This window comes from Thioalkalivibrio sp. ALE19 (genome assembly GCF_000428605.1).
Taxonomy (GTDB): Bacteria; Pseudomonadota; Gammaproteobacteria; order Ectothiorhodospirales; family Ectothiorhodospiraceae; genus Thioalkalivibrio.
The window spans coordinates 95,878-115,187 of the sequence record NZ_AUAG01000002.1 but is presented as its reverse complement, the minus strand read 5'-3'; the positions used below and the strand labels follow the sequence as shown (position 1 = coordinate 115,187).

The following is a 19,310-nucleotide window of genomic DNA, read 5'->3' as shown; positions in this document are numbered from 1 at the left end:
TAACCTTTGCATGAAGGTTATCCGAATTTATTTCATTTTCTGAATCAGCGACGTTCGACCCCGCGTATGGGTCGGCGAAGGAGTTTCGCAATGCCTGCAGTATCCCTCCCCGACGGCAGCCGCCGCGAGTTCGATCAACCCGTCACCATCATGGACGTGGCGAAGGATATCGGCACCGGCCTGGCGAAGGCGGCCGTCGCCGGCAAGGTGAATGGCGAACTGGTGGACGTGCGCCACGAGATCGACGACGACGCCGAGGTCGCGATCGTCACCGACCGCGATCCGGAAGGCGTGGAGATCATCCGCCACTCCACCGCGCATCTGATGGCGCAGGCGGTCAAGGAACTCTTTCCCGATGCCCAGGTGACCATCGGCCCGACCATCGAGAACGGGTTCTACTACGACTTCGCGTATGACCGCGGCTTCACGCCGGAAGATCTGGAAAAGATCGAGAAGCGCATGAAGGAGCTGGCGAAGCAGGATCTGCCGGTGGAGCGCTCGACCATGGACCGCGACGAAGCGGTGGAGTACTTCCGCAACATGGGTGAGGAGTACAAGGCCGAGATCATCGAATCCATCCCGCAGGGCGAGACCATCTCGCTGTACCGTCAGGGCGATTTCATCGACCTGTGCCGGGGCCCGCACATCCCGTCCACCGGCAAGCTGAAGGCCTTCAAGCTGACCAGCGTGGCCGGGGCGTACTGGCGCGGCGATTCCGACAACGAGATGCTGCAGCGCATCTATGGCACCGCGTGGCCGAACAAGCAGCAGCTGGAGGAGCATCTTCATCGCCTGAAGGAAGCCGAACGCCGTGACCATCGCAAGATCGGCGCGGAGCTGGACCTGTTCTCCATCCAGGACGAGGCCGGCGGCGGTCTGGTGTTCTGGCACCCGAAGGGCGCGCGCATCCGCCGCGAGATCGAGAACTTCTGGTACGAGATGCACGAGAAGGCCGGCTACGACTTCGTCGTGTCCCCGCATATCGCCAACCTGGAGCTGTGGCACACCTCCGGCCACGCCGAGTTCTATGCCGACTCGATGTACGAGCCGATGCAGGACGAGCACCAGGCGTTCCAGCTCAAGCCGATGAACTGCCCGTTCCATGTGCTGATGTACAAGGACCGGCTGCATTCCTATCGCGATCTGCCGATCCGCTGGGGCGAGATGGGCACGGTGTACCGGCGCGAGATGTCCGGGGCGCTGCACGGCCTGATGCGCGTGCGCGGGTTCACCCAGGACGACGCCCACATCTTCTGTCGCGAGGATCAGATCGAGGACGAGGTCATGGGCGTCATCGACCTCACGCTGGAGACCCTGCGGACCTTCGGCTTCGAGGATTTCGACGTGAACCTGTCGACCCGGCCGGATGATGCGGTCGGGTCGGACGAGATCTGGGATCACGCGACCCGGGCCCTGCGCGGCGCGATCGAGAAGAAGGGGCTGGAATACACCCTGGACGAAGGTGGCGGTGCGTTCTACGGTCCCAAGATCGACATCAAGATCCACGACGCGATCGGTCGCCAGTGGCAGTGTTCCACCATTCAGCTCGACTTCAATCTGCCCGAGCGTTTCGACATGGAGTACGTCGCCGAGGACAATGAGCGGCGCCGGCCGATCATGATCCATCGCGCCCTGCTGGGATCGGTGGAACGCTTCTTCGGCGTGCTGATCGAGCACTACGCCGGGCATTTCCCGACCTGGCTGGCCCCGGTGCAGGCATCGGTGCTGACCATTACCGAACGCCAGGATGATTACGCCCGGGACGTGGCGCGGCGGCTGCGCGAGCAGGGCTTTCGCGTCGAGCCCGACTTGAGAAACGAAAAGATCGGCTTTAAGATCCGCGAGCACACGCTTAAGCGCGTGCCGTACCTGCTGGTGCTCGGAGACCGGGAGATGGAAGAGGGCAAGGTCGCGGTTCGTACCCGCGACGGCGAAGACCTCGGTACCATGTCCCTGGATGAACTGAGCGAACGCCTCGGGAAAGAGGTGACCAGCCGGGGCACCGGAACCTGAACTGGAGAAAAGGCCATTAGCGCAGCGAAAACCGTTCGCCTGAACGATCAGATTACGAGTTCGAAAATCCGGCTGATCGACGCCGAAGGCGAGAACCGGGGGATCACCACCAGCGAAGAGGCCCTCGACATGGCCCGCGACTCGGGGCTGGACCTGGTGGAGATCTCGCCGAACGCCGAACCGCCGGTCTGCCGGATCATGGATTACGGCAAGTACAAGTTCGAACAGTCGAAAAAGGCGCAGGAAGCCAGGAAGAAGCAGAAGCAGATCCAGATCAAGGAAGTGAAGTTCCGTCCCGGGACGGACGAGGGCGACTACAACGTCAAGCTGCGCAATCTGCGGCGCTTCCTGGAGAATGGTGACAAGGCCAAGGTCACCATCCGTTTTCGCGGGCGCGAGATGCGCCACCAGGAGCTGGGTAATCAGCTCCTGGACAAGATCGAGCAGGACGTGACCGACATCGCGGTGGTGGAGCAGCGCCCCAAGATGGAAGGACGTCAGATGATCATGGTGATGTCGCCTCGCAAGAAGCAGTAGGGCCGACATCGACAAGGGGCGGCGGGTCTCCGCATACCTGATCGCCCTTTTCACAAACGACCGGCCCTGCGGGGAACCGGTCCCAAATGCCGGAGCAGAAAATGCCGAAGATCAAGACGAACCGGGGTGCGGCCAAGCGCTTCACCCGTACGGGGTCGGGAAAGTACAAGCGGTTCCAGTCGCACCGCAGCCACATCCTGACCAAGAAGTCCACCAAGCGTAAGCGTCACCTGCGCAGCCCGGCGATGGTGCACGAGGCCGATACGGCCGCCGTGCGCAAGATGCTGCCCAACCATCGTTGAACTGACCGAGGAATCAAGACATGCCACGAGTCAAGCGCGGTGTAACCGCTCACGCCCGTCACAAGAAGGTCCTCAAGCAGGCGAAGGGGTACTACGGGGCACGCAAGAACGTCTATCGCGTTGCCAACCAGGCGGTCATCAAGGCCGGCCAGTACGCCTATCGTGACCGTCGCCAGAAAAAGCGCGACTTCCGTTCGCTGTGGATCGTCCGCATCAACGCCGCCGCGCGGCAGTTCGACCTGTCCTACAGCCGCTTCATGAGCGGTCTGAAGAAGGCCGGCATCGAGATCGACCGCAAGTCGCTGGCCGATCTGGCGGTGCACGATCTGACCGCATTCGGCAAGCTGGCCGAACAGGCGAAAGCCGCTCAGGCGGCCTGAGATCCCGCAGGATCACCGCCGGTCCCGGCCCTCCGCGCGAGGGCCGGCACGGCCGGCAACCCCGGATCATGCGGGGATGCAACCCCGGATCTTGCGGGGATCCCGAAAGGGGAGGGTTCAGGCCCTCCCTTTTTTGTTTGCAAAGGGGGCAGTACGTGGAGCAATTGCAGGAGCTGACCGACGAGGCGCTGGCGCGGGTCGAGGCCGCCACGGACCTGAAGGCGCTGGATGACGTCCGGGTCCACTATCTGGGCAAGAAGGGCGTGCTGACCGCGCAGCTCAAGGAGCTGGGCCGGCTGCCGGCGGAAGAACGGCCGGCCGCGGGACAGGCGGTGAACGCGGCCAAGGAACGGGTGGCGGAGGCCCTCGAGGCGCGCAGGACCGCGCTGGCCGAGGCCGAGCGCGAGGCACAGCTGGCGCGCGAACGCGTGGACGTGACCCTGCCGGGGCGCCGGCCCGCGGGCGGGGCGCTGCACCCCATCACCTCGACCATCGAACGCATCGAGCATTTCTTTGCCGGTCTCGGGTTCCGCGTGGCGGAGGGCCCGGAAGTGGAAGACGACACCCACAATTTCGAGGCCCTGAACATCCCGGCGCATCACCCGGCGCGGGCGATGCACGACACGTTCTACTTCGATGCCCACCGCGTGCTGCGGACGCATACCTCGCCGGTGCAGATCCGCGCGATGGAACAGCAGAAACCGCCGCTGCGCGCGATCGCGCCCGGGCGGGTCTACCGCTGCGATTCGGATCTGACCCACAGCCCGATGTTCCATCAGATCGAGGGGCTGTGCGTGGACGAGGACATCACCTTTGCCGATCTGCGCGGGGTGCTGGATGCGTTCCTGCGCGGCTTCTTCGAGCGCGATGATCTGGCCACGCGCTTCCGGCCGTCGTACTTCCCGTTTACCGAGCCCTCGGCCGAGGTGGACATCCAGTGCGTGCACTGCGGCGGTGGAGGCTGTCGGGTGTGCAAACACACCGGCTGGCTGGAGGTGATGGGCTGCGGGATGGTGCATCCCAACGTACTGGGTCACGTCGGGATCGACCCCGAGGAATACACCGGGTTCGCGTTTGGCCTGGGCGTGGAACGCATGGCCATGCTGCGCCACGGGGTCAATGACCTCCGGCTGTTCTTCGACAACGACATCCGCTTCATTCGGCAATTCGGGCAGGCAGGCTAATGCGCATCAGTATGGAATGGCTGCAGGACTGGCTGCAGATCGACGAGACCCCGCGGGAGCTCGGGCACCGCCTGACCATGGCGGGGCTGGAGCTGGACGCCATCGAAGCGGCGGCGCCGGTCTTTCACGGCGTGCGGGTCGGCCGGGTGATCAGCGTGGAGCCGCACCCGGATGCCGACCGCCTGCGGGTTTGTCAGGTGGAGGCGGGCGAGGCGGAACCGCTGAACATCGTCTGTGGCGCACCCAATGTCTACACGGGAATGGTGGCGCCGGTCGCGGTGGTCGGGGCGGAGCTGCCGGGCGAGTTCCGCATCAAGCGCTCGAAGCTGCGCGGCGTGGCCTCCGAAGGGATGCTCTGTTCCGCACGCGAGATCGGCCTGGCCGAGGACGCCGAGGGCCTCCTGGATCTGCCCGCGGACCTGGAAGTCGGCAGCGACCTGCGCACGGCGCTGGGGCTGGATGATCATGTGCTGGAGGTCGACCTGACGCCCAATCGCGCGGACTGTCTGGGCATGCGCGGGATCGCCCGCGAGTGCTCGGCCCTGCTGGACCGGCCGCTGCAGGTCCGCCCGGCGCCCGCGGTGGAGGCGACGCTGGATCGACGTGTGCGCGTGACCGTCGACGATGCGCAGGCCTGTCCGATCTATTCGGGGCGGATCCTCGAGGGTCTGGATGCCCGGGCACCCACGCCGCTGTGGATGTCCGAACGCCTGCGCCGGGCCGGGGTGCGCCCGCTCTCCGCGATTGTCGACGTGACCAACTACGTGATGCTGGAGCTGGGTCAGCCGCTGCATGCCTTCGATGCCGACCGTGCCGGCGAGGTGATTCGCGTGCGTCGGGGCGGCGAGGGCGAGTCCCTGACCTTGCTGGGCGGCGAGCAGACGGTGGAGCTGTCGCCACGGGACCTGGTGATTGCCGGAGAGACACAGCCGCTGGCGCTGGCCGGAATCATGGGTGGAGCGGCTTCGGCGGTGGATGACGAGACGACTCGGGTGGTCCTGGAATGTGCCCATTTCGCGCCGCGTGCGCTGGCCGGCCGGGCGCGCGAACACGGGCTGCATACCGATGCCTCGCACCGTTTCGAGCGGGGTGTGGATCCCACTCTGGTGCCGCGCGCGATGGAGCGGGCCACCGAGCTGTTGCTGGCGATCTGCGGCGGCGCCTGCGGGCCGGTGGAGACGGCCGGCGACATCCCCTCGACGCACGATGAACGGCCGATCACCCTGCGCGCCGGCCGCATTGAGCGGCTGCTCGGGGTCGCCCTGGACGACGGCGAGGTGGAGCGCATCCTGCGGGCGCTGGATTGCGTGGTGGAGCCCGGTGGCGACGGCACCTGGCGGGTGTTGGCCCCGCGTGCGCGCTTCGACCTGGAGCGCGAGGAAGACCTGATCGAGGAACTGGCGCGGGTGCACGGGTATGACCGGCTGCCGCGCACCCTGCCGGGCGCGGTGCCGCCGGTGACACCGCCGGGCGGGCTGAAGGCGCTGCGCGAGGGGCTGACCCGGCGCGGGTTCCACGAGGTGATCAGTTTCAGCTTCATCGACCGCGAGGTCTCGCAGCGCTTCTATCCCGAGGTGGAGCCGCTGGCACTGGCCAACCCCATCGCCTCCGACATGAGCGTGATGCGCCCCGGCCTGTGGCCGGGGCTGGTGAGCACGGCCGCATGGAACACGGCCCGGCAGCAGTACGACCTGCGGCTGTTCGAACACGGCCTGCGCTTCGTGCCCGGGCCTTCCGGTCTGTCCCAGGAATCCCGGCTGGCCGGGCTGCTGAGCGGACGGGCCATGCCCGAGCACTGGGAGACGGCATCCCGCGAGCTGGACTTCTTTGACGCGAAGGGCGAGGTGGAGACCCTTTGCGGCAACCTGGCGGAGCCGTTGCGCTTCCGCGCGGAAAAGCATCCCGCGCTGCACGATGGTCAGAGTGCCCGTGTGCTGGCCGGTGAGCAGGCGATCGGATGGGTGGGCAAGCTGCATCCGTCGCTGGCGGAACATTTCGACCTCGGGGCCCCGGTGTTCCTGTTCGACCTGGATGCACGGACCGTCAGTACCGACCCGGTGGCGCAGTTCCGGCCCTTGTCGGCTTATCCCTCGATCCGGCGGGATCTGGCCCTGGTCGTGCAGGAGGACGTGCCCGCCGGGGATCTGCTGGCGGCGATCGGCGAACTCGAGCTGGAGCTGCTGCGTGACGTCCGGCTGTTCGATGTCTACCGGGGCAAGGGCTTGAATCCGGACGAGAAGAGTCTCGCTCTGGGCTTGATTTTGCAGGCATTTGATCGCACGCTTGATGACTCCGATGTGACCGCCGTGACCGATGCGGTGGTGGCGCACCTCGAAAGCCGGTTCAATGCGACCCTGAGGCACTGATCGATGGCAGCTGTGACCAAGGCGGATCTGGCCGCCACGCTGAACGAGGAACTGGGCCTGAACAAACGCGAGGCCAAGGAATTCGTCGAAATGTTCTTCGAGGAGATGCGTCAGTCGCTGGAAGACGGCGAGGGCGTGAAACTCTCGGGGTTCGGCAATTTCGTGCTGCGCGACAAGAACCAGCGCCCGGGGCGCAATCCCAAGACCGGCGAAGAGATCCCGGTCTCCGCGCGCCGGGTCGTGACCTTCCGCCCGGGCCAGAAACTGCGCGAACGGGTCGAGAGCTATGCTGGAAGCGAGTAATCACCAGGAGCTGCCGGCGATCCCGGGCAAGCGGTATTTCACCATCGGGGAAGTCGCCGAGCTGTGCCTGGTCAAGCCGCACGTGTTGCGTTACTGGGAGCAGGAGTTCCCGATGCTGGAGCCGGTCAAGCGGCGCGGCAACCGGCGGTACTACCAGCGTCAGGACGTCATCCTGATCCGCCAGATCCGCGCGCTGCTGTACGAAGAAGGCTATACCATCAGTGGCGCGCGGCAGAAACTCTCCGGGGACGAGGCGCGCGAGGATCATCAGCAGGCCCGGCAGATCATCCAGGACACGATCCAGGAGCTGGAGTCGGTACTGAAGGTGCTGCGGAACTGAGCCATGCGGCGGGCACCCGGGATCGCCCCCCTTTCGCGATCGGCCCCACTCGATTACCATATGTCGCGTTCGGGGCGTAGCGCAGTCTGGTAGCGCATCTGCATGGGGTGCAGAGGGTCGCAGGTTCAAATCCTGCCGTCCCGACCAATACAGCAAAAAGGCCGCCGGGGGAGTCCCCGGCGGCCTTTTTTGTGCGCGCCGAACGGGTTCGGCGTCGGCCGGGATCGGTTTACTGCATGTAGGAATAGCCTTCCTGCTGCAGATGGATGATTTCGGAGTCCGCCATGGGGACGATCTCCACGAACCCGTGCACGTCCTCGGGCTCGATGCCGCGCAGGGCGGCGGAGGCCTCGCACATGCGGATGTCGATGTTGCCGGCGCGGGTCAGGGACTCGGCGCGGCGCATCAGGTCACGATGTTCATCGAACTGGTCGCGGGTGAAGAAGGGCACCTCGCGGCCGTGCAGCACCAGCACGATATGCGAGTCGAACGGATCGGCCTCGTAGACGTTGTTGAGCATGCTGACGCGGTCGAGGACGAAATCCATCTCGTCCGCGGTATCCACGGCCACGTCATACACCACGCGGGCCGGTTCGTACTCCTTCTGGTTGACCTCGGCGGAGCCCCAGGGCATGTCGTCCTGTGCCGGGACGGTCAGCGGGGCGCCCAGCAGGAGTGCCCCGGCAACCAGGCTGGCGAGCGGACCGATACGGCTTGCATGTGCGGACATCACGTTCTCCCTTGCAATGTGGACTGGAGATACCAACAAGACGCATGGACGGGCCGGATCCATTCCGTCAGTGTGTCCGTCAGCGTGGCGGTTCGCCCGGCCCGCGGGCGTGTTCTTCGGGGCTGCGGGCGTGCAGTACGCGTTCCAGCAGTTGTTCGGCGGCTATGCCGACCCGGCGGCCGATCGGTTGCGCGCGGGTATAGGAGACCTCGAAGACCTCGGCTTCGCGTGCCAGTTTCATCAACAGGTCGTCGCTGGTGCCGATCTCGTCGGCCAGCCCCAGGGCGCGGGCCTGGTCCCCGTACCAGTGTTCGCCGGTGGCGACCCGGTCCAGTTCCAGCTGCGGCCGGTATCTCTGCAGGAACTGCTTGAACAGTTCGTGGGTTTCGTCGAGGTGATCCTGGAACTTGCGCCGGGCGGCGTCGGTATTCTCGCCGAACACGGTCAGGGTGCGCTTGTAGTCCCCGGCGGTCAGCAGTTCGAAGTCGATGTCGTGGCGGTCGAGCCAGCGATGGAGGTTGGGGATCTGCGCCACCACCCCGATGGAGCCGAGGATGGCGAACGGTGCGGCGACGATGCGATGGCCGACCGCGGCCATCATGTAGCCGCCACTGGCGGCCACGCGGTCGACCACTACGGTGAGATCCAGCCCTGCCTCGCGCAGACGGCCGAGTTGCGAGGCGGCCAGCCCGTAGGACGGCACCATGCCACCGGGGCTCTCGAGGCACACCACGGCCTGGTCGCGGCCGGGCTCGGCCAGGGTGAGTACGGCGGTGATTTCTTCGCGCAGGTTGTCCACTGCCGACGCCCGAATGTCGCCCTGAAAGCGCAGCACGAACACCCGCGGCGCGGGGGCCTCTTCGTGTTCGAGTTCGATCACGGTGGGTGATTCGCTGACCGGCTTTCCGCCGGGTGCGGAAGAAGCGGACGGGTCGGCCGGCGATTCGGCGGTGTCGGCGTCGCTTTTCCCGGCGGATTCCGTCGACCCATCGGGGGTCCCGTTGCCCTGGCCGTTGCCATTGCCATTGCCATCAAAGGCGTGTCCGGGGTGGCGGCGCCGGCGCAGGCGGTCTCGCAGGCGCTGCAGGCGAGTGCGCGGGCCTTCCACCGCGCGGCGCACGGTCTTTTCCATGCGGGCGTAGCGGTCGTTCAGGCGTTTGACGTTGAGCTGGTCGGGCCGGCGCTCGCGGCTGCGGGCGATCAGCCCGACAAAAGCGCTCATCAGGATCAGCACCGCCATGACGGCGGTGACAACCTTGGCGAAGAACAGTCCGTAATCCTGCAGCAGTTCCATGCGATTCCTCGGGGTCGGCGGGTGGTCGACGCATCGTCTGTGCGTGCCATAATGCCACCATGATTGCTTCCGACGCTTGGGACCCGCGCGCTCCGGGTCGTTTTCATGGTTGCGAGGATGCCGGCGGGCCGGAACCCGAGCCGGTGGTCTACCGCGATGTGCCGGTGCTGACGCTGCGTCAGGTCGACGAATGGAATGGCCAGCCCAAGGGGACGGCGTTTCGCATGTTCCGGGCCCGCGAGGGCGAGCTGGAAGAGGGGCGTGACTTCTTCCTGATCCGGCGGGGCGAGGAGCCCGAGCTTGCCGAACAATGGCGTGCGGCCGGCACCATCTATCCGTCGACCGTGCACGTGGTCCTGCTGGGGACGCGGGCGGTGGAGCGCATGCGTGCGGAATGGCATGCGCGCACGCACAGCCCGGACTGCGGATGTCCCGGGTAACCCTCGAGCAGTGGCGCATGCTCAAGGCGGTGGTGGATGCGGGCGGTTTCGCCCGCGCCGCCGAGCGGGTGCACAAGAGCGCTTCCAGCGTGAATCACGCGGTGCAGAGGCTGGAGGAACAGCTGGGGGTCGAGGTCTTCGAGCTGCAGGGCCGCAAGGCGGAACTGACGCCGGCGGGCCATGCGTTGTTGCGGCGCGCCGAACACCTGCTCGAGGAGGCCGCGGATATCGAGGCCCTGGCCGGCGCGCTGGCCACCGGTGTGGAATCGGAACTGCACCTGGCGGTGGAGCAGATCATCCCCGCCGCGCGGGTCATCTACGCCCTGGAGGCGTTTTCGCGCGAACAGCCGGCGACCCGCATCCAGCTGCACGAGGTGGTGCTGGAGGACGGTCCGCAGCGCCTGGAGCAGGGGCGCGTGGACATGCTGCTGGCGCCCCAGGTGCCCTCGGATTTCCTGGCGCAGGAAATCGGGGAACAGACCATGGTTTGTGTCGCTCATCCGGGGCACCCGCTGGCGACCTCCGGCGCTCCCCTGACGCGTCGCAATCTGCGCCCGCACCGCCAGGTGGTGCTGCGCGATTCGGGCGCCCGTGGCAACGGTGAAGGCGGCTGGCTGGACGCCGATCAGCGCTGGACCGTGGGGCATGTGTCCACGGTGGTGGAGGTGCTGCGTTCCGGGGTCGGGTTTGCCTGGGTTCCGCTGGACCGGGTCGCCGCGGATCTGGACGCCGGGCGCCTGACGGAACTGCCGCTGGAGGCGGGCGGGCGTGTGCGCGTCCCGTTCTATCTGACGCTAGCCGATGGTGACGCGGCCGGCATCGCCGGGCGCGCGCTGGCTGACGCGCTGCGCACGGCCTTTCAAACTTCGCCAACCTCGACCGGGATGGATCCATAACCCATGTGCGGAATCGCCGGAGAATTTGTCTGGGGCGAACGGCGCGCGAACGCGGATGCGGTCGCGCGCATGCTGCCCTGTCTGGAACGCCGCGGCCCGGATGCCGATGGCCTGTGGGCCTCGGGCCGGGTGGCGCTGGGGCACCGGCGGCTGTCCATCCTGGACCTGTCGCAGCGGGCGCATCAGCCGATGTTCGACCCCGAGACCGGGCTTTCGCTGGTGTTCAACGGGGCGATCTACAATTTCCGCGCGCTGCGCAGCGAGCTCGAGGGGCGCGGTCACCGCTTCTTCTCCAGCGGTGATACGGAGGTGATCCTGCGCGGGTATGCCGAATGGGGCGAGGGCGTGGTGGCGCGGCTGCACGGCATGTTTGCCTTCGCACTGTTCGACGGGGAACACCAGCGCCTGCTGCTGGCGCGCGATCGCATGGGCATCAAGCCGCTGTATCTCGCGCGCACCGGTGACGGGATCCGGTTTGCCTCCAATACCGCGGCCCTGCTGGCCGGCGGCGGTGTGGATACCGAGCTGGATCCCGAGGGTCTGCACATGCTGTTCTCGCTGCATGCGGTGGTCCCGGCGCCGCGCACCGTGTTGCGGGGCGTGCGCAAGCTGGAACCGGGGCATTACATCACCATCGATGCGCGCGGCCAGGAGCGCCGTGAATGCTACTGGACACTGTCGGCGCGGCGCCCGGCGGAAGCGGTCAGCGATGCGGAATGGCAGGAGCGCATCGAGGACGGCCTGCGCCGCGCGGTGCGCCGCCGACTGGAAGTGGCGGACGTCCCGGTGGGGGTGCTGCTGTCGGGCGGCCTGGATTCCTCGCTGCTGGTGGCGCTGGCCATGGAAGAGGGGGCGCGCGACCTGCGGACATTTACCGTCGGGTTCGAGGATCAGCCCGAGGAAAAGGGCTCCGAGTTCGAGTATTCCGATCCGGTGGCGGAGCGTTATGCCACCGATCACCAGGCCACGCTGATCCCCAACGACCAGGTGCTCGCACGGCTGCCGGAGGCCGTGGAGGCCATGGCCGAACCGATGTTCGGGCAGGACGCGGTCGCGTTCTACCTGCTCTCCGAACAGGTCTCGCAGCACGTGAAGGTGGTGCAGTCGGGGCAGGGGGCGGACGAGGTCTTCGGCGGCTATTTCTGGTACCCGCAGATGGCGGAGGACCGTCACGGCGACTGGGTGGAACGCTTCCGCCGGCATTACTTCGACCGCGATCACCCGGAGATGGCCGAGATGCTGCGTCATCCGCCGGCGGACGACATTACCGGGGACTGGCTGCGCGAGCAGTTCCGCCAGCTCGAGACCGACCGTGCGGATTCGTTCATCGACGCGGTACTGGCGCTGGACGTGACCACGTTGATCGTCGACGACCCGGTCAAGCGCGTGGACAACATGACCATGGCCTTCGGTCTGGAGGCGCGGGTGCCGTTCCTGGACCACGAACTGGTGGAGACCGCCGCGGCGATGCCGCCGCACCTGAAGCTGGGCGACGGCGGCAAGGACGTGCTGCGGCGCATCGCCCGCGGCCGTCTGCCGGACGCGGTGCTGGACCGGCCCAAGGGCTATTTCCCGGTGCCGGCGCTGAAATACGTGCGCGGCGAGTTCCTCGAGTTCATGCGCGACATCCTCAACTCGCGTGCGGCGCGCGAGCGCGGGCTGTATCAGCCGGCCTACATCGACAAGCTGCTGGATGCCCCGGACCAGTATTTCACCCGGATCCAGGGCTCCAAGCTGTGGCACGCGGCACTGCTGGAGTACTGGCTGCAGACTCACGTGGATGGCTGAATGCCGTGCCGGAGCGGGTCAGGGGATCGGTCAGGGGGCTGACCTCCTGCGCGTCTCAGATTTCCTTCAGGCGCGGCATCAGCATGGTCAGGTTGCAGGGCATGGTGCGGTCGTCGAGCTGGGCCCGGATGATGCGATCCCAGGCGGTGCGGCAGGCGCCGGTGGAGCCGGGCAGCACGAAGATGTAAGTACCGTTGGCCACGCCGGACAGGGCGCGCGACTGCAGGCTGGAGGTGCCGATATCTTCCCACGACAGCATGCGGAACAGCTCGCCGAAGCCTTCGATCGTCTTGTCCAGCAGCACCGAAACCGCCTCGGGTGTCCCGTCGCGGCCGGTGATGCCGGTGCCCCCGGTGGTCAGGATGGCATCGATCTGCGGGTCCGCGATCCAGCGCGAAACCACCGCGCGCAGGGCGTAGATGTCATCCGGCCGGATGTCGCGCTCCGCGAGTCGGTGACCGGCTTTTTCCAGGCGTTCCACCAGCGCGTCCCCGGAGCGGTCTTCGGCGGTGGAACGGCTGTCGGAGACGGTCAGCACGGCGATGTTCAGGGGGGTGGTGACGGGATCCCCGGTCTCATGTTCGGCGTTATTGCCGGCTTCGGGCGTGTGCGTGCTCATGGCGGTTTCCGGTTGGTGTATCGTGGGCAGTCATCATAAACAGTGGCAGGACTCGATGCAGGAACGGGTACAGAAGGTCCTCGCGGCCCGCGGGCTGGGTTCGCGGCGCGAGATCGAGGGGTGGATCGAACGCGGCGAGGTGCAGATCAACCAGAGCACCGCCGGACTGGGCGATCGCGTGGGGCCGGATGACGTGATCCGGGTGCGCGGCCGCGTGGTCACGCGACCCGAGTATCCGCACCGCTGGATCGCCTATCACAAGCCGGTCGGCGAGATCTGTTCGCGCTCCGATCCCGAGGGACGGCGTCCGGTGTTCGCCAGCCTGCCGAAGCTCAAGGGCCAGCGCTGGGTTGCGGTGGGCCGCCTGGACCTCAACACCTCCGGGTTGCTGCTGTTCACCACCGACGGCGAACTGGCCAACGCCCTGATGCATCCGGCCGGTGCGATGGAACGTGAATATGCCGTGCGCGTGCTGGGGGAAGTCCCGGAAGAGACCCGGCGGATGCTGCTGGAGGGCGTTGAACTGGAGGATGGTCCGGCCCGTTTCGATGCGCTGGAGGCCGGTGGCGGCGACGGGGCGAACCAGTGGTATCACGTGATCGTGAGCGAGGGGCGTAATCGCCTGGTGCGGCGCCTGTGGGACGCGGTCGGGGTCACGGTCAGCCGCCTGATCCGGGTGCGCTACGGGCCGGTGGTGCTGGGGCGCGGGCTGAAATCGGGCGCTGCGCGTGACCTCGAGGTGGGCGAAGTGGCCGCGCTGTATCGCGAGGCGGGGCTGAATGTGCCGGAGAACCTGCAGCCGCCGGAGAAACGTCGCGGCACACGGCCGAAAAAGAAAAAGGGCGGGGCAGCCGGTGGTCGCGACAAGGGCGAGGGCTGGAGTTCGTCACGTCCGGGTGCCGGGGCGAAGACCGCAAAATCCGGCAAGCCCGGCGCGCGCCAGGGCAGGGGAGCGCGCAGCGGACGCGGCCGGCCGGGGCGCTGACTCATGATCGACGGGACTGACACCGCGGCGCCGGACTGCCGTACGGTGCTGGAGCGGCTGCATGCGCATTATGGCCCGTTGCACTGGTGGCCCGCCGAGACCGCGTTCGAGGTCATGGTCGGGGCGGTGCTGACGCAGAACACGGCCTGGAGCAACGTGGAGCGCGCGCTTGCGGCCCTGCGCGAGGCGGATGCGCTGACGCCGGCGGGGATGGCGGCCCTGGAGCCGGAGGAACTGGCCGAGCGGATCCGCCCGTCGGGGTATTACAACGTCAAGGCCGGGCGCCTGCGGCACCTGCTGGCGTTCCTCGAGCGGACGGGCGGGATCGAGGCGCTGTCTGCGCTGGAGACCGGGTCACTGCGGGAGGCCCTGCTGGGGGTAAAGGGCATCGGTCCGGAAACGGCCGATGACATCGTGCTGTACGCCTTCCACCGCCCGGTGTTCGTCGTGGATGCCTACACCCGGCGACTGTTCGAACGCCTCGGGCGACCGCATGCGCGGGACGGCTACGAGACGCTGCGGGCTTCGGTGGAGGCCGAGCTCGGTGCGGATACCGTGGCGTTCAACGAACTCCATGCGCTGATCGTGGAGCACGGCAAACAACGCTGTCGGCCACGGCCGCTGTGCGACGGCTGTCCGCTGGGGGATCGCTGTTACGGGGTTGTCACGGGCTGATGCGCCACGCGGAGCGGCACCGGCGGGTGCGGCTCAGAGGTCGTCATCCAGCCGCTGCAGGTGCCGGTACAGGCTGCGCTCGCTGAGTCCCAGACGCGCCGCCAGCGAGCGCCGGTCGCCCCGATGCACGGTGGCCGCGTAACGCAGGTATTCGCGTTCCACTTCCTCCAGCGGGCGGATCTCGCCGCCGGCCAGCGCGCGCGGCGGCGGCAGATCGCGGTCGTCGACGCCTTCGGTCACCTCGGTGCCCAGGTGTTCCGCACGGATCTCCTCGCCGTCGCTGAGCAGCGCGGCGCGTTCCAGGATATTGCGCAGCTCGCGGATGTTGCCGGGGAAGGGATAGCGTTCCAGCACCTCGCGCGCGCCCTGACTGAGATACGGGCGGGCCGGCAGTTCGAGGCGCTCGAACAGGGCCTGGGACAGGATCGGGATGTCGGCCCTGCGTTCGCGCAGCGGCGGTACGCGAATGGGAAAGGTGCTCAGCCGGTAATAGAGGTCCTCGCGAAATTCCCCTTCGCGGACCAGCTGGCGGAGATCACGGTGCGAGGCACAGACCAGGCGGAAATCGGCGCGCCGCGGTTCGGTGCTGCCCACCCGCCGGAAGGTCCGGGTCTCCAGCAGGCGCAGCAGCTTGACCTGCAGCCCGTGGGGCACGTCGCCGATCTCGTCGAGGAACAGCGTGCCACCGGCGGCGGACTCCACCAGCCCGGCCTTGGCATGGGTGGCCCCGGTGAAGGCCCCGCGTTCATGGCCGAAGAGCTCGCTTTCGAACAGGGTCTCGGTCAGGCCGGAGCATTCCACCGGCACGAACGGGCCTTCCGCGCGGCGGCTCTGGTCGTGCACGGCACGGGCCACCAGCTCCTTGCCGGTGCCCGACTCGCCCTGCAGCAGCACCGATGCCTCGCTGGGCGCGACCCGGCTGACCAGCCCCAGCATCTCGTTGAAGGCGGCGGACTGTCCGACCAGCCCCTGTTCCCCGGCCTGCGGCGACGAGACCGGAAGGTGGTGCAGAACCTCGATCAGGTAGCGCAGCTTGCCGTCGGAACCGTGGATCGGGAACATCTCGACATCCACGTGTTCCTTGCCGCGAGCCGTGTGGTGGACGTGCAGCGTGCGGTTGGGCTTGCCGGTGGCCAGGGTGTCACGCAGAGGGCAGGTCTCGCCCGCTTCATCACAGGGCCGTCGGAAGTCGTGCGAGGCTTCGTAGCAGCGTTGCCCGTTGCCCCCGGCATCTACCTCGTACAGATGCCGATAGGCCTGATTGGCGCCCAGGATGTCGTAGTCCGGCGACAGCAGGATGGCGGGCTCCTGAAACACGTCGAGGATGCTGACCACCTCGTCGCGGTCCAGGCCGCGTGTCCATTGAGGCACGGCTTCTGTGGGCAACTTTTCGTTCACGATGCTGACGGCTCCGGTGTCCGGGAATGGGTCCCTGCGCAACGCAGTATCTCCCGTGTCTCTGGTTGGAGTCATGTTCCCGCATCGTGTTCCGGTGCTCCGCAAACAAAAAACGCCACGAACCCGAAGGTTCGTGGCGCCCAGGGAGACACTGCCCCGTATACGCGTTCGTGCTCGAGTCGCTTTTGCGCGCTGACAAGGCGCGGTGAGTGAAGTGTAGCCGCGCTACATGAACGAGCCGCAACGCCGTCAGCGGGCAAAAGCGGCCGAGCCCCTTCGGGGTTGGAGTCCCATGTTCCCCGATTCTGCGTTGCGGCCCTTGCCGGTAGAACCACTACCGGCAGCGCGCCGCGCCTGGTCTCGGAAAACATGGGACACCAACACGAACGCGTATACGGGGCAGTGTCTCCCTTACGCCCCGCAGCGGGCGGTTGCCTGCGAGCCGGGTCCGGAGAGAGAGAGAAAGACCCGGTCGCAAACCCTGAACGGTCAGGCGACGGCGCTAGTGGTAACCCGCGTCCGCCGTGACCTTGCCGCGGAAGACCCAGTAGGTCCACGCGGTGTAGCCGAGGATGATCGGGATGATGAACAGCGCCCCGATCAGGATGAACAGCTGCGCATCCGGGGAGGATGCGGCGTCCCAGAAGGTGTAGTCCGGCGGGACCACGTACGGCCACTTGCTCACGATCAGCCCCAGGAAAGTGAAGATGAACAGGGCGATCGTGGACACGAAGGGCAGCCCCTCGTGGCGCCGGCGCACCGAGCGCAGGATCTGCCAGGCCGCCAGCAGCGCCAGGGCCGGAAGGACCCACAGGATCTCGAAGGTGCCCATCCAGCGTTCCATGACCTTGGCATCGATGAACGGCGTGATCGCACTGACCAGCCCGAACACCACCAGCACGGCACCCAGCAGCCACGGGGTCACGCGGTAGGCAAAGGCCTGGGTTTCACCCTCGGTCTTGAGGATCATCCAGGTCGCGCCCAGCAGGGCGTAGCCCGCCATCAGACCCAGACCGGTGAGCACCGTGAACGGGGTCAGCCAGTCCAGCGCGGTGCCGGCGTAGTTCAGGCCGTCCATCTGGAAGCCCTGGATATAGGCCCCGACGACCGCGCCCTGGGCGAAGGCCGCCACCATCGAGCCGATCGCGAAGGAGGCGTTCCAGCCGCGCCGCGACTTCGCCGAACTCGCCTTGAAACGGAACTCGAAGGCGACGCCGCGGAAGATCAGCCCGGCCAGCATCAGGAACACCCCGATGTACAGAGCCGGCAGGAACACCGAGTAGACCAGCGGGAAGGCTGCCAGCAGGCCGGCGCCCCCGAGGATCAGCCAGGTCTCGTTGCCGTCCCAGACCGGGGCGACCGAGTTCATCATGATGTCGCGCGACTGCTCGCCGGGGGCGAAGGGGAAGAGGATCCCCACGCCCAGGTCAAACCCGTCCATCAGGACGTAGCTGACCAGCCCGACGGCGATGATCACGACCCATACCAGTGTGATATCGACCATGGTTTCAGCTCCTTGCGTCAGCGGCAGGGTTGTCGTTGAACGGCGTATCGGCCGCCGACAGCGGGCGCTTGGCGTGCTGCGGCTCCTGCACCGGTTGGTCCGGCTCCGGACCCTTGCGCACGATGCGCACGATGTAATAGACGCCGGCGGTGAACACCACGGCATACACCGCGATGTAACCCAGCAGACTGAACAGCGCCATGCCACCGGTCAGCGACGGCGTGAGGCCGGTCGCGTGGTCCATGATTTCGTAGACCAGCCAGGGCGCACGGCCCGTTTCGGTCACGAACCAGCCCGCCAGCACCGCGACGAACGGCGTCGGGATCATCCAGGTCAGGCCCTTGAGGAAGCGCTCGGACTGGTACAGGTCGCCACGGAAGCGCAGCCAGGCGCTCCACAGGGCGAAGCCGATCATCACGAACCCAATGGCCAGCATGATGCGGAACGACCAGAAGGTGATGCCGACCGGGGGACGCTCTTCGGCGGGCACTTCGTTCAGTCCGGGCACCTCGCCGTCCAGCTCGTGGGTCAGCACCAGCGAAGCCATGTTGGGCAGGCCGATCTCGAAGTGGTTGGTCTCGTTGGCCGAGTCGGGGATGGCGAACAGCAGGAACGGGGCCCCGCGTTCGGTCTCCCAGACGCCTTCCATCGCCGCCACCTTGGTCGGCTGATGCTCGAAGGTGTTGAGGCCGTGGATGTCACCCACCACCAGCTGAGCCGGGGCGGCGAACAGCAGGATCCACATGGTCACGCCCAGCGCCTTGCGGTTCATCTCGACGTGCTTGTTGCGCAGCAGGTAGTAGGCGGAGACCCCCGCCACCACGAAGCCGGCGGTCAGCAGCGAGGCCAGCCCCATGTGGAAGAAACGCGGCCAGAAGCTGTCGTTGAAGATGGCCTGACCCCAGGAAGTCACCTGGAAAACTCCGTCAACCAGCTCCACACCGCCGGGCGTCTGCATCCAGCTGTTGGCCACCAGGATCCAGAACGAGGAGATGAAGGTGCCCAGTGCCACCATCATCGCCGCGAAAACGTGCACGCCCTGCGGCACACGGTCGCGACCGAACAGCAGTACGCCGAGGAAGGCCGCCTCCAGGAAGAACGCGGTGATGACCTCGTAGGACAGCACCGGCCCGAGGAAATTGGCCGTGGCATATGAGAACACGCTCCAGTTCGTGCCGAACTGGAAGGACATCACGATCCCGGAGACCACCCCCATGCCGAACACGACCGCGAAGATCTTGATCCAGAACTTCGAGATCCGGGTGTACAGGGCATCACCGGTCTGCCAGGCCCGGAACTCCAGGAAGGCGATGAACGAGGCGAGCCCGATGGTGAATACCGGGAACAGTGCGTGAAATGACACGACGAATGCGAACTGCAGTCGTGACAGGAGTAAGGGGTCAAGCTCCATGGCATTGCCTCCGTGAACGATTGAGAGAGGACGCGTGGTGCGTTCCGCCCGGATGACAATCAAGTTGCGTGCCAGTTCTCGCTCTGGCGTGCGTGTTCGCGCTGCGACGCGGTTTGCGGCATCGGTCCGGGACGAGCCTCGTGGT

Annotated in this window: 19 protein-coding genes and 1 tRNA gene; 14 read left to right on the top strand and 6 right to left on the bottom strand. The window is 66.8% G+C overall.

Going from position 1 to position 19,310, the window contains the following annotated elements:
• Window positions 1-90: 90 nt before the first annotated feature.
• From thrS to F787_RS0101700, 9 genes are all read left to right on the top strand, one after another.
• Window positions 91-2,013 (top strand): threonine--tRNA ligase, encoded by a 1,923-nt coding sequence (gene thrS / locus F787_RS0101740; RefSeq protein WP_028491132.1) that lies wholly within the window; start codon window positions 91-93, stop codon window positions 2,011-2,013.
• A gap of 15 nt (window positions 2,014-2,028) precedes the next feature.
• Window positions 2,029-2,550 carry a translation initiation factor IF-3 gene (infC, locus tag F787_RS0101735; protein WP_081621759.1) on the top strand — a complete coding sequence of 174 codons (522 nt, stop codon included), beginning with the start codon at window positions 2,029-2,031 and terminating at the stop codon, window positions 2,548-2,550.
• Between the two features lie 101 nt (window positions 2,551-2,651).
• Complete coding sequence (gene rpmI, locus F787_RS0101730; protein WP_018869319.1) at window positions 2,652-2,852, top strand: 50S ribosomal protein L35; 201 nt, start codon at window positions 2,652-2,654, stop codon at window positions 2,850-2,852.
• A gap of 20 nt (window positions 2,853-2,872) precedes the next feature.
• A complete protein-coding gene (gene rplT / locus F787_RS0101725) occupies window positions 2,873-3,232 on the top strand; it encodes a 50S ribosomal protein L20 (RefSeq protein ID WP_018869320.1) in 360 nt (119 codons plus the stop codon).
• Between the two features lie 155 nt (window positions 3,233-3,387).
• Window positions 3,388-4,416: a phenylalanine--tRNA ligase subunit alpha gene (pheS, locus tag F787_RS0101720; RefSeq protein WP_028491131.1), complete on the top strand. Its 1,029-nt coding sequence runs from the start codon at window positions 3,388-3,390 to the stop codon at window positions 4,414-4,416.
• Window positions 4,416-6,782 carry a phenylalanine--tRNA ligase subunit beta gene (pheT, locus tag F787_RS0101715; RefSeq protein WP_028491130.1) on the top strand — a complete coding sequence of 789 codons (2,367 nt, stop codon included), beginning with the start codon at window positions 4,416-4,418 and terminating at the stop codon, window positions 6,780-6,782. The genes pheS and pheT overlap by 1 nt, the downstream gene beginning before the upstream one ends.
• Window positions 6,783-6,785: 3 nt before the next feature.
• Window positions 6,786-7,085: an integration host factor subunit alpha gene (locus F787_RS0101710; protein WP_024329755.1), complete on the top strand. Its 300-nt coding sequence runs from the start codon at window positions 6,786-6,788 to the stop codon at window positions 7,083-7,085.
• A complete protein-coding gene (locus tag F787_RS0101705) occupies window positions 7,069-7,425 on the top strand; it encodes a MerR family transcriptional regulator (RefSeq protein ID WP_019021987.1) in 357 nt (118 codons plus the stop codon). Before F787_RS0101710 ends, F787_RS0101705 begins: the two co-directional genes overlap by 17 nt.
• 70 nt (window positions 7,426-7,495) lie before the next feature.
• Window positions 7,496-7,572 (top strand) — tRNA-Pro (locus F787_RS0101700).
• An 82-nt stretch (window positions 7,573-7,654) separates the two neighbouring features.
• Here the strand turns inward: F787_RS0101700 and F787_RS0101695 are convergent.
• Window positions 7,655-8,155: a DsrE family protein gene (locus tag F787_RS0101695; protein WP_042805562.1), complete on the bottom strand. Its 501-nt coding sequence runs from the start codon at window positions 8,153-8,155 to the stop codon at window positions 7,655-7,657.
• A 79-nt stretch (window positions 8,156-8,234) separates the two neighbouring features.
• Complete coding sequence (gene sohB, locus F787_RS0101690; RefSeq protein ID WP_028491128.1) at window positions 8,235-9,449, bottom strand: protease SohB; 1,215 nt, start codon at window positions 9,447-9,449, stop codon at window positions 8,235-8,237.
• 59 nt (window positions 9,450-9,508) lie between these two features.
• Here sohB and F787_RS15390 point away from each other — a divergent pair, with 59 nt between their 5' ends.
• The 3 genes from F787_RS15390 to F787_RS0101675 are packed head-to-tail and all read left to right on the top strand — an operon-like array spanning window position 9,509 to window position 12,573.
• Complete coding sequence (locus F787_RS15390) at window positions 9,509-9,889, top strand: hypothetical protein (RefSeq protein ID WP_028491127.1); 381 nt, start codon at window positions 9,509-9,511, stop codon at window positions 9,887-9,889.
• The gene (locus F787_RS0101680; protein WP_028491126.1) at window positions 9,877-10,785 is read left to right on the top strand and encodes a LysR family transcriptional regulator; all 909 of its coding nucleotides are present in this window, start codon (window positions 9,877-9,879) and stop codon (window positions 10,783-10,785) included. The genes F787_RS15390 and F787_RS0101680 overlap by 13 nt, the downstream gene beginning before the upstream one ends.
• 3 nt (window positions 10,786-10,788) lie before the next feature.
• On the top strand, window positions 10,789-12,573 hold the full coding sequence (locus F787_RS0101675; protein ID WP_028491125.1) for an N-acetylglutaminylglutamine amidotransferase: 1,785 nt from the start codon (window positions 10,789-10,791) through the stop codon (window positions 12,571-12,573).
• Between the two features lie 55 nt (window positions 12,574-12,628).
• Here F787_RS0101675 and moaB read toward each other — a convergent pair whose 3' ends face one another.
• Entirely contained in the window at window positions 12,629-13,192 is a 564-nt protein-coding gene (gene moaB, locus F787_RS0101670; RefSeq protein WP_028491124.1) for a molybdenum cofactor biosynthesis protein B, read from the bottom strand.
• Window positions 13,193-13,247: 55 nt separating this feature from the next.
• Here moaB and rluB point away from each other — a divergent pair, with 55 nt between their 5' ends.
• On the top strand, window positions 13,248-14,177 hold the full coding sequence (rluB, locus tag F787_RS0101665; RefSeq protein ID WP_028491123.1) for a 23S rRNA pseudouridine(2605) synthase RluB: 930 nt from the start codon (window positions 13,248-13,250) through the stop codon (window positions 14,175-14,177).
• Window positions 14,178-14,180: 3 nt separating this feature from the next.
• Window positions 14,181-14,852, top strand: a complete 672-nt coding sequence (locus tag F787_RS0101660) for an endonuclease III domain-containing protein (RefSeq protein WP_019021993.1) — start codon at window positions 14,181-14,183, stop codon at window positions 14,850-14,852.
• 33 nt (window positions 14,853-14,885) lie between these two features.
• On the opposite strand, the gene F787_RS0101655 is transcribed toward F787_RS0101660, so the two are convergent.
• From F787_RS0101655 to F787_RS0101645, 3 genes are all read right to left on the bottom strand, one after another.
• Complete coding sequence (locus tag F787_RS0101655) at window positions 14,886-16,250, bottom strand: sigma-54-dependent Fis family transcriptional regulator (protein WP_028491122.1); 1,365 nt, start codon at window positions 16,248-16,250, stop codon at window positions 14,886-14,888.
• A gap of 502 nt (window positions 16,251-16,752) precedes the next feature.
• Complete coding sequence (gene cydB / locus F787_RS0101650) at window positions 16,753-17,754, bottom strand: cytochrome d ubiquinol oxidase subunit II (RefSeq protein ID WP_018869334.1); 1,002 nt, start codon at window positions 17,752-17,754, stop codon at window positions 16,753-16,755.
• A 4-nt stretch (window positions 17,755-17,758) separates the two neighbouring features.
• Window positions 17,759-19,165: a cytochrome ubiquinol oxidase subunit I gene (locus F787_RS0101645; protein WP_018869335.1), complete on the bottom strand. Its 1,407-nt coding sequence runs from the start codon at window positions 19,163-19,165 to the stop codon at window positions 17,759-17,761.
• Between the last annotated feature and the right edge of the window lie 145 nt (window positions 19,166-19,310).

Coding starts and splice junctions, on each gene's coding strand:
- thrS (WP_028491132.1), top strand. CDS start 91: ATGCCTGCAGTATCCCTCCCCGACGGCAGCCGCCGCGAGTTCGATCAA.
- rpmI (WP_018869319.1), top strand. CDS start 2,652: ATGCCGAAGATCAAGACGAACCGGGGTGCGGCCAAGCGCTTCACCCGT.
- rplT (WP_018869320.1), top strand. CDS start 2,873: ATGCCACGAGTCAAGCGCGGTGTAACCGCTCACGCCCGTCACAAGAAG.
- pheT (WP_028491130.1), top strand. CDS start 4,416: ATGCGCATCAGTATGGAATGGCTGCAGGACTGGCTGCAGATCGACGAG.
- F787_RS0101710 (WP_024329755.1), top strand. CDS start 6,786: ATGGCAGCTGTGACCAAGGCGGATCTGGCCGCCACGCTGAACGAGGAA.
- F787_RS0101705 (WP_019021987.1), top strand. CDS start 7,069: ATGCTGGAAGCGAGTAATCACCAGGAGCTGCCGGCGATCCCGGGCAAG.
- F787_RS0101695 (WP_042805562.1), bottom strand. CDS start 8,155: ATGTCCGCACATGCAAGCCGTATCGGTCCGCTCGCCAGCCTGGTTGCC.
- sohB (WP_028491128.1), bottom strand. CDS start 9,449: ATGGAACTGCTGCAGGATTACGGACTGTTCTTCGCCAAGGTTGTCACC.
- F787_RS15390 (WP_028491127.1), top strand. CDS start 9,509: ATGATTGCTTCCGACGCTTGGGACCCGCGCGCTCCGGGTCGTTTTCAT.
- F787_RS0101680 (WP_028491126.1), top strand. CDS start 9,877: ATGTCCCGGGTAACCCTCGAGCAGTGGCGCATGCTCAAGGCGGTGGTG.
- F787_RS0101675 (WP_028491125.1), top strand. CDS start 10,789: ATGTGCGGAATCGCCGGAGAATTTGTCTGGGGCGAACGGCGCGCGAAC.
- moaB (WP_028491124.1), bottom strand. CDS start 13,192: ATGAGCACGCACACGCCCGAAGCCGGCAATAACGCCGAACATGAGACC.
- rluB (WP_028491123.1), top strand. CDS start 13,248: ATGCAGGAACGGGTACAGAAGGTCCTCGCGGCCCGCGGGCTGGGTTCG.
- F787_RS0101660 (WP_019021993.1), top strand. CDS start 14,181: ATGATCGACGGGACTGACACCGCGGCGCCGGACTGCCGTACGGTGCTG.
- cydB (WP_018869334.1), bottom strand. CDS start 17,754: ATGGTCGATATCACACTGGTATGGGTCGTGATCATCGCCGTCGGGCTG.
- F787_RS0101645 (WP_018869335.1), bottom strand. CDS start 19,165: ATGGAGCTTGACCCCTTACTCCTGTCACGACTGCAGTTCGCATTCGTC.